Source organism: Kitasatospora sp. NPDC036993 (assembly GCF_055607525.1).
In genome coordinates, this window is the sequence record NZ_JBVJRP010000006.1 from 1 (window position 1) to 13945 (window position 13945).

Here is a 13945-nt window from a genome sequence, read left to right on the forward strand (position 1 = left end):
GGGCCCATGATCGCGGTGAACTCGCCCTGGGGGAAGGTGACGCTGACGTTGTCGAGGGCGACGACGCGGGTCTCCCCCTCCCCGTAGACCTTGTTGAGACCGGTGGCGCGGGCGGCCGCCAGGCCGGTGTGGACGGCGGTTGCGGTCGACGGGGTCACGGGGGGCTCCTTGTGCTCGCGGATTTGTACCTCCATGTTCCGCGAGGTGATCATGGTCCTGCGTCGATCCGCCGGACGGTTGGGCCTACCGCCGCTGGGCGTACGGGAGGGTCGGCCCCTCCTCCTGCGGTATGACGCGAACCCTGAGGCAGGGGGGATGGCCGGAAGGCTGTCCTTCGTGGCCGAATTCCAAACGGTTCGTCAGATGGCAAGGAAACATGACAACTTCCGCGGCCGGGAACATGCAAAAGGACGAGCCGGGCGACTAGGCTCTGGGGGGTTCGCAGGACGCCCGGATGGTGGAACGCAGACACGGGCAGCTTAAAACTGCTTGGCCGCGAGGCCGTGCCGGTTCGAGTCCGGCTCCGGGCACCGATATCCCGGCGGGGGCGCCGACGGCGTCCCCGCCGGTGGTCGTTCAGGGGATCCTCCTCGCGGCGTATCCCGAAATTTTTGCCAAGCCATTACCCTTGTACACGGGCGGTGCAGTGCCGCCACGGAGGGAATGAGCAATGAGAAGCAGCAACCCGGTCTTCTCGCGGGAGGGGTCCTTCACCCGCGACACCGGCTACGCAGGGTTCGGCAACACCGCGCAGGCCGGGAGTCCGAACGGCGCCAACCCCTACGCGGGCACGGCCTACGCCCAGCAGCCGCAGGGTCAGGCCCCGCTGACCGACGACCAGCTCTACGAGATGTACAACGGCCCGTCGGCCGGTCCCGCGGCCACCGGGCGGATGACGCTCGACGACGTGGTCGCCCGCACGGCGATGACGCTGCTGACCCTGGTCGCCGCCGGTGCGGTGGCCTGGTTCGCGCTGCCGTTCGAGAACTTCGGCTTCGCGATCGGCGCCAGCCTGGTGGCCATGGTCGTCGGCATGGTGGTCTCCTTCAAGCGCAGCGTGAGCCCGCCGCTGATCCTGGCCTACGCGGCCTTCCAGGGCTTCATGATGGGCGCCGTCTCGCACGCCTTCAACACCATGCTGAACGGCATCGTGATCCAGGCGGTGCTGGGCACCGCGGCGGTCTTCGCGGCGATGCTGTTCGCCTACAAGAGCGGCCGGATCCGGGTCACCGCGCGGTACCAGCGGATCGGCATCGCGATCGCCATGGGCTTCGTGCTGCTGATGCTGGTCAACGTGGTCGCGATGGCCTTCGGCGCCGACATGGGGCTGCGCTCCGGCCCGCTGGGCATCGTGGTCGGCCTGATCGGCATCGGCCTGGGCGCCTTCTTCCTGTCGCTGGACTTCGCGGCGATCGAGGAGGCCATCGCCCAGGGCGCCCCGCAGCGCGAGTCGTGGCGGGCCGCCTTCGGGCTCACCGTGTCGCTGGTCTGGATCTACATGGAGATGCTGCGGCTGATCGCGATCCTGCGCGGCGACGACTGACGGTCCCTCCCGTCGTGAACCACTGCCGCCGGGCCCCGGAGCGACTCGCTCCGGGGCCCGGCGGCTTTCTCGCTTACGCTCCTACCCATGCATGACGTAGAGCCCCTGGTCGAAGCCGTCGAGTCCCTGGCGGATCGTTTCCGCTCGCTGCCGCAGAGCAGGCTGCTGGGCGCCGTGCCCGGGCACGCCTCGCGGGCGGCGGCCGCGCTGGAGCTGGCCCGGCGGCTGGCCGGGACGGCGCTGGCGGCGGAGGGCGGGCCGTGGCGGGAACTCCCGGACGCCGGGGCCTTCGCGGTGGGGGACCAACTGGCCGTCGCCGGGCACGACCTGGCGGCCGCGCTCGCGGCGCTGCCCGGGGGCGCCGAGGTGGCGCTGCCGGACGGGCCGGTGGCGGTGGCCGAGGTGCTGGCCCGGGCGGTGGCGGCGGTGCGGGAGACGGCGGCGCTCTGCGGCTGAGCGCGCCCACCGTCGAGAGGCCGTAGGAGCCCGTCGTCGGCAGGTGTACCTACGGGCCCGTACGGAGGCGCACAGGCCCGTACGGAGGCGGACAGGCCGAAGGCCGGCCGGGTCGGTAACCCCTTGACCCGGCCGGCCTTCGGCGCCTGCGTGCTGGTGAGCTGGTGAGCTGGTGTCAGATGCTCGCGACCACCCGGTCGGCGAGCACGTAGACGGCCTCCTCGTCGGTGGAGAAGGTCAGCGAGTACGAGCCGGAGAAGCGCGAGCCGCCGAGCAGCCGGACGTGCTCACCGGCACGGACCGCGTCGATCAGCCGGTACGCGGCCTCCCGGTCGCCCGGGGCCACGCAGAGCGTGGTGCCGTCGGCGAAGGCGTACACGTCCAGGGTGCCCAGCGGGCCCGGGCGGACGTCGATCAGGGCGACGGCCTCCTCGGCGAGCGCGGCCAGCCGGTCGTCGGTCCACTCCCGGGACGGCGCCTGGCTGGGGACGAAGTCGGGGTGCGAGGGGTGGCGGCGCGGGTCGGGAGCGGGGGCCGGGGCCTCCTCGACGACCGGGTCGGTGTCCAGCAGCCCGGCCTCCAGTCCGGTGGCCAGCAGGTCGGCCTCACGGCGGGCCTTGGCGTCCTTGGCGGTGGCCTCACCGGCCGGGTGGCCGGGGCGCAGCGGCGCGCCGCCCTCGGGGCCGGGCTCGGCCGGGGCGGTGCCGTCCTCGTTGATCAGGTCCTCCAGCGCGGAGCGCAGCGCCTCGCCGAACTCCGGGTCCATCGTCCCGGCGTTGTCGACGGCGTCCTGCGGGCCGGTGGGGCGGGGGAAGAAGAGCGGCCACTCGTCGGTGCCGGAGAACGATCCGGAGAACGCTCCGGTGAACGGGGAGTCGAACAGTGGCGCGTCCTCGGCCGCGCGGGCCTCCTGCTCGGCCCAGAACGTCCGGGCCTCGGTGATCTCCCGCTCGCGGTCGGCGGCGAGCGCCTCGGTGACGGCCCGGCGTATCGCGGCCTCGTCCACCGGTGCGGGCACGGCGCGGGCGGCGGCCCGCGCGTCCAGCCGGCGGGAGAGTCCCCTGAGGTGGAGCAGCACGGCGGTCGACACGGCGATCAGGATCAGCAGCAGGATGGTGTAGACGGCGCTCACGGAACGTACTCCTAGCGAGGAGCGGAACGGGGTTACGTGTCCACATTGCCGCATGCGGGGCTGTTACCGCAGTGGCGAATGTCCAATTCCTCCGGGACTTTCGCTCTTGTCCCCAAATTGTTAGGTAACACCGTTCTACGCAGTGGAGTTGATCCGCTCCGCAGTGTCGATTTCCGGGCCGAAAACGAAAGAAAAGAGGCCCGGATCGACCTCGCGGTGTGATCCGGGCCTCAATTACGCTGCGTCACTCCAAACGGGTGGTCCAGACCCTTCGGAGGGTGACCCGGGGGTCAGCTGAGGCGCTCGACGACCATCGCCATGCCCTGGCCGCCGCCGACGCACATGGTCTCCAGGCCGAACTGCTTGTCGTGCCACTGGAGGGAGTTGATCAGCGTGGTGGTGATCCGGGCGCCGGTCATGCCGAAGGGGTGGCCGACCGCGATGGCACCGCCGTTGACGTTCAGCTTGTCCAGGTCGACGCCGAGGTCGCGGTAGGAGGGGATCACCTGGGCCGCGAAGGCCTCGTTGATCTCGACCAGGTCGATGTCGTCGATGGTCAGGCCGGCGCGCTTGAGCGCCTGCCTGGAGGCTTCGACCGGGCCGTAGCCCATGATCTCGGGGGAGAGCGCGCTGACACCGGTGGAGACCACCCGGGCGAGCGGGGTGATGCCCAGCTCGCGGGCCTTGGTGTCGGACATGACGACCAGCGCGGCCGCGCCGTCGTTCAGCGGGCAGCAGTTACCCGCGGTCACTGTGCCGTCGGGGCGGAACACCGGCTTCAGGCCGGACACGCCCTCCAGGGTGACGCCGGCGCGCGGGCCGTCGTCCGCGCTGACCACGGTGCCGTCCGGGAGCGTCACCGGGGTGATCTCGCGCTGCCAGAAGCCCGCCTCGATGGCGGCCTCGGCGAGGTTCTGCGAGCGGACGCCGAACTCGTCCTGCTCGGCGCGGGTGATGCCCTTGAGTGCGGCCAGGTTCTCGGCGGTCTGGCCCATCGCGACGTAGGCGTCCGGCACCAGGCCGTCCTCGCGCGGGTCGTGCCACGCGCCGCCGCCTTCCTCGGCGCGCTTCCTGGTGCGGGCCTGGGCCTCGTCGAAGACCGGGTTCATGGTGCCGGGCAGGCCGTCCGAGGTGCCGTTCACACTGCGCGAGACGGTCTCCACGCCGGCCGAGACGAAGACGTCGCCCTCGCCCGCCCTGATCGCGTGCAGTGCCATCCGCGTGGTCTGGAGCGAGGAGGAGCAGTAGCGGGTGACGGTGGTGCCGGGCAGGTAGTCCATGCCCATCTGGACGGCCACGATGCGGGCCAGGTTGTGGCCCTGCTCGCCGCCGGGCAGGCCGCAGCCCAGCATCAGGTCGTCGATCTCGCGCGGGTCGAGCTGCGGCACCTTGGCCAGGGCGGCCTGGATGACGTGGGCGGTCAGGTCGTCCGGGCGGACGTCCTTGAGGGAGCCCTTGAACGCCCGGCCGATCGGCGAACGGGCGGCGCTGACGATGACGGCTTCGGGCATGACGGGCTCCTCGCTGAGTGAACGGCGGACCTGACGTCCGGGAGGAAAGTTACCGCCTGGTAGATCAGGCGTCACCCGCTCCGGCGTGTGAGCTGGCCGACGTGCTCCCGGGGGCCGTACCGGTTTCCTTCCCGCCTTCGGAGCGGGGCAGACCGATCCGCAGCCGGTGCCGCAACTGGGCCCAGCGGCGGCCCGGGCCCTCCGCCGGCACGGCCGCCACCTCGGTGCCCTCCCGCCCGGCCGCCGCGGCGGCGGCCACCGCGACCGGCAGCACCGTCCCGCCGGGGACGGCCGTGGCCGGACGCTCCTCCTCGGGCCAGAGGCCGAGCGCGGCGCAGACCGAGGGCAGCACGGCCATCGCGGCGGTCGCGTAGCCCTGGGCGGAGGGGTGGTAGCGGTCGGCGGCGAACATCTCCGGGCGCGCGGCGAACTCCGGCCCCAGCAGCGAGCCCAGCGAGACCGTCCGGCCGCCCGCCTCCACCACCGCGATGGTCTGCGCGGCGGCCAGCTGCCGGCTCAGCCGGCGGGCCACCCAGCGCAGCGGCGGGCGCACCGGCTTGATCGTCCCGAGGTCGGGACAGGTGCCCACGACCACCTCGCAGCCGTTGGCGCGCAGGGCGGCGACGGCCTCGCCGAGCCGGCGGACGGCCAGTTGGGCCGGGCTGTGCCGGGTCACGTCGTTGGCGCCGACCATGACCACGGCGACGTCCGGGTGGTGCGGCAGCGCCTGCTCCAGCTGGCCGGAGAGGTCGGCGGAGCGGCCGCCGGAACGGGCCACGTTGACCAGCCGGACGGGGCGCTCGGCCACCGAGGCCAGTCCGGCGGCCAGCAGCGCGCCCGGGGTCTCGCCGGCCCGGGCCACCCCGAGGCCGGCGCCGGTGGAGTCGCCGAGGACGGCCAGCACGAGCGGGGCCCGCGCGGCGGCGGCGCGGTCGGCGAAGGCCTCGCCGTAGACGCCGTCGGCCCTGGGCGGGTGGGTCTCCAGGACGCCGATGGCCTGGACGGCGAGTCTGCTCTCGGTCAGCAGCACGCCGACCAGGCCCACCCCGAGCAGGCCGAGCCCGCCGCCTCCGTAAGCCGCCGCGGTGGCGATCCTGCGGGCCACCCGGGCCCGCGAGTCCTGTGCCCCTGGCATCCGGTGCCCCCTTGCCGTGCTCCTGCCGGCCCCTCCGGGCCGTGGCGATGCCTGCACAGCGGTCTTACCCGCGCCGGGCGCCGGAGTACCGGGGGCAGCGGTGGGGGTGGGCCATTGGGGGAGGTGTGAAAGAGGGGAACCGCGGGGCGGGTGCCACGGCCTAGGCTTTGCAGTACCGAAAGCACTCGCATGCCCACAGACCGGGAGGACCCCCGTGCGGTACCACAACTCGATCATCGACCTGGTCGGCAACACGCCGCTGGTCAAGCTGAACAAGGTCACCGAGGGCATCAGCGCGACAGTGCTGGCGAAGGTCGAGTACTTCAACCCCGGCGGCTCGGTCAAGGACCGCATCGCGATGCGCATGATCGAGGCCGCGGAGGCCTCGGGTGCCCTCAAGCCGGGCGGCACCATCGTCGAGCCGACCTCCGGCAACACCGGTGTCGGCCTGGCGATCGTGGCCCAGCAGAAGGGCTACAAGTGCATCTTCGTCTGTCCCGACAAGGTCTCCACGGACAAGATCAACACCCTGCGCGCGTACGGCGCCGAGGTGGTCGTCTGTCCGACCGCCGTCGCCCCTGAGCACCCGGACTCCTACTACAACGTCTCCGACCGCCTGGTCAGGGAGACCCCGAACGCCTGGAAGCCGGACCAGTACTCCAACCCCGACAACCCGGCCTCGCACTACCACTCCACCGGCCCGGAGCTGTGGGAGCAGACCGAGGGGAGGATCACCCACTTCGTGGCCGGCGTCGGCACCGGCGGCACCATCTCGGGCACCGGCAACTACCTGAAGGAGGTCTCGGGCGGCAAGGTCAAGGTGATCGGCGCCGACCCGGAGGGCTCCGTCTACTCGGGCGGCACCGGGCGGCCGTACCTGGTCGAGGGCGTCGGTGAGGACTTCTGGCCGACCGCCTACGACCGCGGCGTCGCGGACGGCATCGTCGCCGTCTCCGACAAGGACTCGTTCCAGATGACCCGCCGCCTGGCCAAGGAGGAGGGCCTGCTGGTCGGCGGCTCCTGCGGCATGGCCGTGGTGGCCGCGCTGGAGGTGGCCCGCGGGCTCGGGCCCGACGACGTCGTGGTGGTGCTGCTGCCGGACGGCGGCCGCGGCTACCTGTCGAAGATCTTCAACGACGACTGGATGGCCGACTACGGCTTCCTGCCCTCCTCCACCGACGAGGCGCACATCGGCGAGGTGCTGGCCCGCAAGGAGTCCATCGAGCAGGGCGGCGTCCCGCAGTTCGTCCACATGCACCCCAACGAGACGGTCGCCGAGGCGGTCCGGGTGCTGCGCGAGTACGGCGTCTCGCAGATGCCGGTGGTCTCGCCGGGCGCCGGCCACCCGGACATCATGGCCGGCGAGGTGATCGGCTCGGTGGTGGAGAAGCTGCTGCTGGAGGGCATCTTCGCCAAGGAGATCGAGCTGACGGACACGCTGGACAAGGTGATGTCCAAGCCGCTGCCGGTGGTCGGCTCGGGCGAGACCGTCACCAACCTGATGACCGTGCTGGAGAAGGCCGACGCGGCCGTCGTGCTGGTCGAGGGCAAGCCGCAGGGCATCGTCACCCGCCAGGACCTGCTGGGCTTCCTGACCGGTCGCGGCCAGCACTGACGCGGCGTCACGGCCGCGCCGCGTCGCCGCCACCTCGCCGCCACCTCGTCGCGGGCGGATGCGGAGGATTCGTCCACGGGGAAGTGGTACACCGGCGTCACCTGTCCGCAGCACGTGGTTAACACGGCTCGGGCATCGTGGTGGTCAACGGCAGGACGCCGAGTGAGGCGACGGCAACCGTCCGGGAGCGGCTCCCCGGCGACCGCGGTCGGCTCCGGACACATCGGGTGGCCCTGACCCGGCCGCCGTGTCCTCCCGCCGTGGGAGGCGCCGTCGTCCCGCCCCTGCCCGGCTCCGGCCGGCTGACAGGGTGCGGCGGCTCCCACGGCAGCACCGCGCCGGCCACGGCGCGTGTCCCCGCGGCTCCCGGGTGGGGGAGCCCCCGCGGGGGAGCGGTGGGGCCGGTCCTTCTCCGAGGGGCCGGCCCCTTCCGTCCGCCCCGGGCCTTCGGTCCGCCATGGGCTTGCCGGGCGCCCGGAGCGTGCTCCGGGCAGCCGCCCGTGCGCCGCGCCGGGCGTGGCCGTCCCGTACCCTCGCACGCATGACCAGCACTGAAACGACCGACCAGGACGCCCCGCGCTACGTCCGGGTCAAGATCGAGCTCATCGCGGAGATCACCGACGAGGGCGCGCTCAAGGCCGCCGCCCTGGAGGCGGTCGGCGCGGACGAGTACCTCGACGACGAGGAGCGCGCCCAGTCCGTCGAGGCCATCGAGGTGGACCCGTCGGGCTCGCTCGCCCACTTCATCGACCCCGTCGCGCTGCTCGGCGAGGTGCCCGGGGTGGAGCTCGCCTCGGCGACCTGGGAGTCGGCGCAGACCGAGTTCGACCCCGAGACCGAGGAGTGGGACGAGTACCAGGTGGACGAGTCCGCCGAGTAGGACGGAACACCGGGTGACGGCCTCCGCCGTCACCGCTCGTGAACGCCCGGTCCGCCTCGCGGATCGGGCGTTTCGTCCCTCTCCGTCCGGAAGTTGGGTCATCTCATACGATCGCTTACCCTTCGGTGATGGAACCGTGAACGGGCGGATTGCGTTTCTGTATCCGTAAATGCCCGGGATGATCAGCAGGGAGACGCGACGTGACGGCACGGGACGGACAGGGGCGGGCGGCCGGAAGCAACTGGAGCCGGCGCGGGGTCCTCGCGGGACTGATCGGTGCGCCCGTCCTGCTGCTGGCGGCCTGCAACGACAACAGCGGCGGCGGCAGCAGCAGCAGTGGCAGCGGCAGTGGCTCCGGCGCCGTGAACGGCACCCCGGCCTCCGGAGGTGCGAGCAGCAGCGCCGCCCCGAAGACCTCGGCCGCCGTCATCACGGTCACCCCGGCCGACGGGGCCGCCTCCGCGAGCTTCAGCGAGCCGGTCAAGGTCACCGTCACCGAGGGCACCCTGAGCAGTGTCAAGGTCACCGACACCACCGGCAAGGAGCTGGCCGGCCAGCTCTCCGCCGACGGCACCGGCTGGACCTCGGCCGCCGCCCCCGCCAGCGGTACCAAGTACGCCGTCGCCGCCACCGCCTTCGACAAGGACAAGCTGGAGGCGGACTCCAACGCCGTCTTCACCACGGCGACCCCGGCCAACACCTTCGTCGGCTACTTCACCCCCGAGGACGGTTCGACGGTCGGCGTCGGCATGCCGGTCTCGATCAACTTCAGCAAGCCGGTCACCGACCGCAAGGCCGTCCAGCAGGCGATCACGGTGACGGCCGAGCCGGGTGTCGAGATCGTCGGCCACTGGTTCTCCAGCACCCGCCTCGACTTCAGGCCGCAGGAGTACTGGGCCAAGGGCACCAAGGTCACCCTCAAGCTGCGGCTCAAGGACGTCGAGGGCGCCAAGGGCGTGTTCGGCACCCAGTCCAAGGACGTGAGCTTCACCGTCGGCCGCGCCCAGACCAGCGTCGCCGACCTCGCCACCAAGAAGCTCACCGTCACCACCGACGGCCAGGTCAGCGCGGTCTACAAGATCTCCGGCGGCTCGCCCGAACACACCACCTGGGGCGGCAAGATGGTGATCTCCGAGCAGTACACCCAGACCCGGATGAACTCCCAGACCGTCAACCTGGGCAGCGAGTACGACATCGCGGACGTGCCGCACGCCATGCGCCTCAGCACCTCGGGCACCTTCATCCACGGCAACTACTGGTCCTCGCCGTCGATCTTCGGCGGCCAGAACACCAGCCACGGCTGCATCGGCCTCCAGGACACCAAGGGCGCGCAGGACACCGGCTCGGACGGCTACAAGTTCTACAAGTCCTCGATGGTCGGCGACGTGGTCGAGGTCCTGAACTCCGGTGACAAGACGGTGGCCCCGGACAACGGCCTGAACGGCTGGAACATGGGCTGGGCCGCCTGGAAGGCCGGCAGCGCCGTCTGACCCGGCGGCGCGGTGGACGGCGCCACGAAGGAGCCGTCCACCGCGTTCCCGGCCGTCGGCCGCGCTCCGGCCGACGGCTCAGCGCTTCGCGTAGTCCGCGAAGCCCTGCCAGTCGACGATCACGCAGGGCTCGTCGCCGAGGATCCAGGCGTCGTGCCCGGGCGGGCAGACCATGAAGTCGCCGGGGCCCACTTCGGCCGCCTGGCCGTCGTCCATGACGATCTTCATCCGGCCCGAGACCACGTACCCGGTGTGGGCGGCCTGGCAGCTGTCGGTCCCGGCGATCGGCTTCACGTGCTTGGACCACTGCCAACCCGGCTGGAACACGGCCCGGCCCACCGGGCCGCCGTCCAGGTTGACCAGCCGCAGTTCCCCGGTGCCCGCCTCGAAGGGGCGGACTTCCTCGGGATCGTCGAAGTTCCGCTGGTAGAGACCGGACATGGCGCACTCCTCTCCCACGAGGACGGCCCGGTCACCAGCGGGTGGCCGGGCCGGCCTGCTGGCCCTTCCAGTCTGCGCCCGGATCGGGGAACGGTCACTTTGAGTGGCCGCCGCCGGGTGCCGGAGAGCGGCCCGGGGGTGCGGGAGGTCAGCCCTGGGTGCGGGCGACGCCGATCGGGCAGGAGGCTCCTGTGCCGCCGAGGCCGCAATAGCCGTTGGGGTTCTTGGCCTCGGACAGGTACTGCTGGTGGTACGGCTCGGCCGGGAAGAACGGCCCGGCCGGGGCGATCTCGGTGGTGATCGGGCCGTGACCGAGCGTGGTCAGGGCCGGCTGGAAGGCGTCCCTGGTGGCCGCGGCGGCCTCGGCCTGGGCGGGGGAGTGGGTGTAGACGGCGGAGCGGTACTGGGTGCCCACGTCGTTGCCCTGGCGGTTGCCCTGGGTCGGGTCGTGCGCCTCCCAGAAGGTCTTCAGCAGGCGCTCGTAGGAGATCACCGCGGGGTCGAACACCACCCGGACCGCCTCGGTGTGCCCGGTCAGCCCGCTGCACACCTCCTCGTACGTCGGGTTGGGGGTGTGGCCGCCCTGGTAGCCGACCAGCGTCGTCCACACGCCGGGCAGCCGCCAGAAGGCGCGCTCGGCGCCCCAGAAGCAGCCCAGCCCGAAGTCGGCGACCTCCAGGCCCTCCGGGTACGGGCCGGTCAGCGGGTGGCCCAGCACGGTGTGCGGCTCGGACAGGGTGAAGGCCGGGGTCGGCCGGCCGGGCAGCGCCTGGTCGGCGGGGACGAGCGAGGTCTTGTGGCGGTTGAACAGCACGGCCTGCTCCAGCGGGTCGGGAAAGGTGGCGCAAGGTCCAACGCGGACGGCCGCCCCCGGATTCCGGGAGCGGCCGCCGGGGCCGGGCGCGGGGTCGGTCAGCGCTTCTTCCGGCCGGCCCCCTTGGCCGCCTTGACCCGCAGGTCGACGAAGGACTGCCGGGGGTCGCCGAGGTAGCTGAACGGCTGCGGGACGTACCGGCCCAGGGCCTGGTACTGCTCCAGCGCCTCGGCCGGCCGACCGGCCAGGGTCAGGGTGTACGCGAGCCAGCCGCGGGCGGTGCGGATCCGGGGGTGCTCCGGGTCGGCGGCGGCGAGGTCGGCGAGCGCGGCGTCCAGGGCGGCGCCGACCTCGGGCCGCTTCCAGGCGCTGAGCCGCTCCCCGTCCTGGCCGAACTGCTCGAAGTACGCCTCCAGCTTCATCGGCGCGAGCAGGCTGCCGGCCGGCGCGGCGGCGATCGCCCCGTCGATGAACCCGTGCATCAGCTCGTGGCTGCCGTGCCACTTGGCGCACCAGTACTGGAGGGCCCGGTTGTGCGCCGCCCAGTGGTGCGGGTCGCGCTCGGTCAGCTCGGCCCAGTGCGCCCGGAACCGGTCGTTGGACCAGCCGAGGCCCATGGCGACGGGGACCTGGGCGACCCACGGGTTGGGGTCGCCGGCGGGGGCGAGCGCGGCCGCCTCGACGGCTGCCTCCCCGGCCTCCCCCAGGACCCGGTGGAAGGCCGCGAACTGCTCGCGGGTGACGTGCTGGGCCCGGGCCGAGCTGCGGATGTTCCAGGCCAGGACGACCAGGGCGTCCGCGTGCAGCAGGGCGGCGGCCGGGTCCTGCGGGTGCTCCGCCCGCCAGGCCAGCAGCCAGGCGTCGTCCTCGGCCGCCAGCTCGGCCAGCGCGCGCTGGCGCCGCCAGCGGACGTCGGCGCGGACGTCCCCGGTGAGGTGGGCGGCGGCCGGCCGCCAGTCGCCCGCCTTCGCGGCGGCGAGCGCCGCCTCCTCCTCGGGGCCCGGCTCGCCGTCCAGGACCAGGTCCTCGGCGGGCACCAGCCCGTGGCCGGACGCGGTGGCGGTGTCCCTCCCCCGCTCCTCCTCGGCCTGCCGTGCCTCGTGGTTCGCGATGGTGGTCCTGGCCCGGTCCAGCTGGGCCTGCTTGCGCTTGGCCAGCCGGGTCATGACGACCGGGAACAGCAGCACGAGGCCGACGACGGCGAACACGATGATGCCGGTCAAGGGAGATCCTTCCTGGGTGCGGTGCGGTGCGGTGCGGTGCGGTGGGCTCAGACGGCCGGGGCGGTGGACGACGGGAGGCCGGCCCCGGCGAGCAGTGCCCGCAGCGGCTCGGTGTCCGGCGTGTCGGTGCAGGCGGCGTCGAGGGCGGTGTCGAAGCGCCTGGCGAAGCCGTCCGGCAGGTGCAGTTCGGCCGGTCCGGACCAGGACAGCTCCCAGCCGGCCAGGCCGGCCTCGGCCAGCGTGACGACGGTGGCGTGCGCCAGTTCCTTCCGCAGCACCGGGCGGGCGAACTCGCGGGCGGCCCGGCCGGTCGCGGCGGCGGCCTCCTCGCTCCTCGGCAACCGGCCGGTGAACTCCCAGGCCCGGCCGGCGTCGACGGCGTCGAGCAGCCCGTGGACGGTGGGCGGCAGGCCCAGGGCGGTCAGGGCCCCGCGGGCCGGGACGGCCGCCTCGCGGGCGTGGACGAGCATCGCCGCGCGGACCAGCTCGGGCCAGCCGACCCGCTGCTTGCGGGCCGCCTCCGGGACCAGCGAGACGGCCTCCAGCTCGGTCAGCACCCGCTCGGCCTCGTGCAGCAGGGCGAGGGCCGGGCCGGTGGCACCCGGGCCGCGTCCGTCGTCGGGAAGCGCCTCGATCGCGGCGACCCGGCGGTCGATCGGCGGGTGCGAGTCGTACGGGTCGGGCTGCTCCGAGGGCAGTTCGAGCGCGTACTCGGCGAGCTCCTCCCGGCGCTTCGGATCGGCCAGCAGGTGGGCCAGGCCGCCGTAGACCTGGCCGGCCGGCGGGAGCAGCCCCGCGTCCCAGCCGATGGTGGCGTAGCTGCCGAGGTAGTGGTCCTGGGCGGAGTCCAGGACCGGCATCCGGCGCAGCGCCGCGGCGGTGACGTCCCGGCCCGCGAGCTGGGCGGCGACCTGGTCGGCCGCGTACTCCTGGCGGCGGCCGACCGCCTCGGAGACCCGGAAGTAGAGCTTGGCGTAGAGGGTGAAGAGCTTGGCGAGGACCCGGTCGACCCCGCCGGTGGCCACCGCGCCGGACGGCTTGCGGCCCTTGGCCAGCCGCTTCTCGGCCTTGGCGGCCAGCTTGGCGGCCTCCTCGGCCTTGTGCTCGTCGGCGCGCTCGTGGAGGCCGCCGATGGTGTGCAGGATCGCGCGGCGGCCGGCCACCGTGACGGCGGCCAGCTTGACGTCCCGGTTGCTGTAGTGGCCGAACTCGTGCGCCAGCACGGACTCCAGCTCGCCCTCGGTGAGGCCGATCAGCAGCGGGGCGCCGATGACGAGGTGCCGCTTGCCGGGGACCAGGCCGAGCAGTCTGGTCTCCTCCAGGACGCCCGCGTTGACCTCGGGCACGAGCCGGATCTCGGCCGGTCCGCGGACGCCGGTCCGCTCGGAGATCCGGTCGACCACGGCCCACAGGGCGGGCTGTCGCTCGCGGGTGAGGAGCACGCCGGCCACCTCGCCGTCGTCCTTGCGACGGCGGGTCAGGAACACCACCCGGACCACCGGGTAGGCGACCGCGGCGGTCAGTGCCCAGACCTTGATCAGGGTCGGGCGGAGCTCGCCCGAGGCCTGGTACAACGTGATGTCGAGGACGAGCAGGCCCACGACGATGCCGAGGGCGAGCAGGTAGAAGCCGATGAGCAGGGCCACGGCGGTGGCGGCTCGGGCAGATGTGTTCATGACAGTCGAACGCTGGGGCGCGTCCATGC

The 13945-nt window shown here is 72.9% G+C and carries 12 protein-coding genes, 1 tRNA gene and 1 pseudogene; 6 read left to right on the top strand and 8 right to left on the bottom strand.

Annotated features, from left to right (window positions below; all coding sequences use genetic code 11):
• Positions 1 to 194, bottom strand: a pseudogene (locus tag ACZ7C5_RS13960) (ABC transporter ATP-binding protein); the annotation flags it as partial.
• Positions 195 to 448: 254 nt separating this feature from the next.
• Here ACZ7C5_RS13960 and ACZ7C5_RS13965 point away from each other — a divergent pair.
• The 3 genes from ACZ7C5_RS13965 (at position 449) to ACZ7C5_RS13975 (ending at position 1999) form a co-directional block, all read left to right on the top strand.
• A tRNA-Leu gene (locus ACZ7C5_RS13965) sits at positions 449 to 530 on the top strand.
• 140 nt (positions 531 to 670) lie between these two features.
• Entirely contained in the window at positions 671 to 1543 is an 873-nt protein-coding gene (locus ACZ7C5_RS13970; RefSeq protein WP_401082920.1) for a Bax inhibitor-1/YccA family protein, read from the top strand.
• 87 nt (positions 1544 to 1630) lie between these two features.
• Positions 1631 to 1999: a hypothetical protein gene (locus ACZ7C5_RS13975; protein WP_401082922.1), complete on the top strand. Its 369-nt coding sequence runs from the start codon at positions 1631 to 1633 to the stop codon at positions 1997 to 1999.
• A 175-nt stretch (positions 2000 to 2174) separates the two neighbouring features.
• On the opposite strand, the gene ACZ7C5_RS13980 is transcribed toward ACZ7C5_RS13975, so the two are convergent.
• The 3 genes from ACZ7C5_RS13980 to ACZ7C5_RS13990 form a co-directional block, all read right to left on the bottom strand.
• Positions 2175 to 3131: a hypothetical protein gene (locus ACZ7C5_RS13980; protein WP_401082925.1), complete on the bottom strand. Its 957-nt coding sequence runs from the start codon at positions 3129 to 3131 to the stop codon at positions 2175 to 2177.
• A 290-nt stretch (positions 3132 to 3421) separates the two neighbouring features.
• Positions 3422 to 4642 (bottom strand): acetyl-CoA C-acetyltransferase, encoded by a 1221-nt coding sequence (locus tag ACZ7C5_RS13985; protein WP_470322672.1) that lies wholly within the window; start codon positions 4640 to 4642, stop codon positions 3422 to 3424.
• A 64-nt stretch (positions 4643 to 4706) separates the two neighbouring features.
• Positions 4707 to 5777: an SGNH/GDSL hydrolase family protein gene (locus ACZ7C5_RS13990; RefSeq protein WP_401082931.1), complete on the bottom strand. Its 1071-nt coding sequence runs from the start codon at positions 5775 to 5777 to the stop codon at positions 4707 to 4709.
• A 214-nt stretch (positions 5778 to 5991) separates the two neighbouring features.
• On the opposite strand from ACZ7C5_RS13990, the gene ACZ7C5_RS13995 reads away from it, so the two are divergent.
• The 3 genes from ACZ7C5_RS13995 (at position 5992) to ACZ7C5_RS14005 (ending at position 9762) form a co-directional block, all read left to right on the top strand.
• Entirely contained in the window at positions 5992 to 7392 is a 1401-nt protein-coding gene (locus tag ACZ7C5_RS13995; protein ID WP_188297627.1) for a cystathionine beta-synthase, read from the top strand.
• Between the two features lie 541 nt (positions 7393 to 7933).
• Positions 7934 to 8272 carry a hypothetical protein gene (locus ACZ7C5_RS14000; protein WP_188297628.1) on the top strand — a complete coding sequence of 113 codons (339 nt, stop codon included), beginning with the start codon at positions 7934 to 7936 and terminating at the stop codon, positions 8270 to 8272.
• Between the two features lie 200 nt (positions 8273 to 8472).
• Positions 8473 to 9762: a L,D-transpeptidase gene (locus ACZ7C5_RS14005; protein WP_401082936.1), complete on the top strand. Its 1290-nt coding sequence runs from the start codon at positions 8473 to 8475 to the stop codon at positions 9760 to 9762.
• Between the two features lie 78 nt (positions 9763 to 9840).
• Here ACZ7C5_RS14005 and ACZ7C5_RS14010 read toward each other — a convergent pair whose 3' ends face one another.
• From ACZ7C5_RS14010 to ACZ7C5_RS14025, 4 genes are all read right to left on the bottom strand, one after another.
• Positions 9841 to 10203 carry a cupin domain-containing protein gene (locus ACZ7C5_RS14010; RefSeq protein WP_401082939.1) on the bottom strand — a complete coding sequence of 121 codons (363 nt, stop codon included), beginning with the start codon at positions 10201 to 10203 and terminating at the stop codon, positions 9841 to 9843.
• Positions 10204 to 10351: 148 nt separating this feature from the next.
• The gene (msrA, locus tag ACZ7C5_RS14015; protein WP_401082942.1) at positions 10352 to 11017 is read right to left on the bottom strand and encodes a peptide-methionine (S)-S-oxide reductase MsrA; all 666 of its coding nucleotides are present in this window, start codon (positions 11015 to 11017) and stop codon (positions 10352 to 10354) included.
• A 98-nt stretch (positions 11018 to 11115) separates the two neighbouring features.
• A complete protein-coding gene (locus ACZ7C5_RS14020; RefSeq protein WP_401082944.1) occupies positions 11116 to 12240 on the bottom strand; it encodes a hypothetical protein in 1125 nt (374 codons plus the stop codon).
• A 47-nt stretch (positions 12241 to 12287) separates the two neighbouring features.
• A complete protein-coding gene (locus ACZ7C5_RS14025; protein ID WP_401082947.1) occupies positions 12288 to 13916 on the bottom strand; it encodes a M48 family metalloprotease in 1629 nt (542 codons plus the stop codon).
• Positions 13917 to 13945 lie beyond the last annotated feature (29 nt).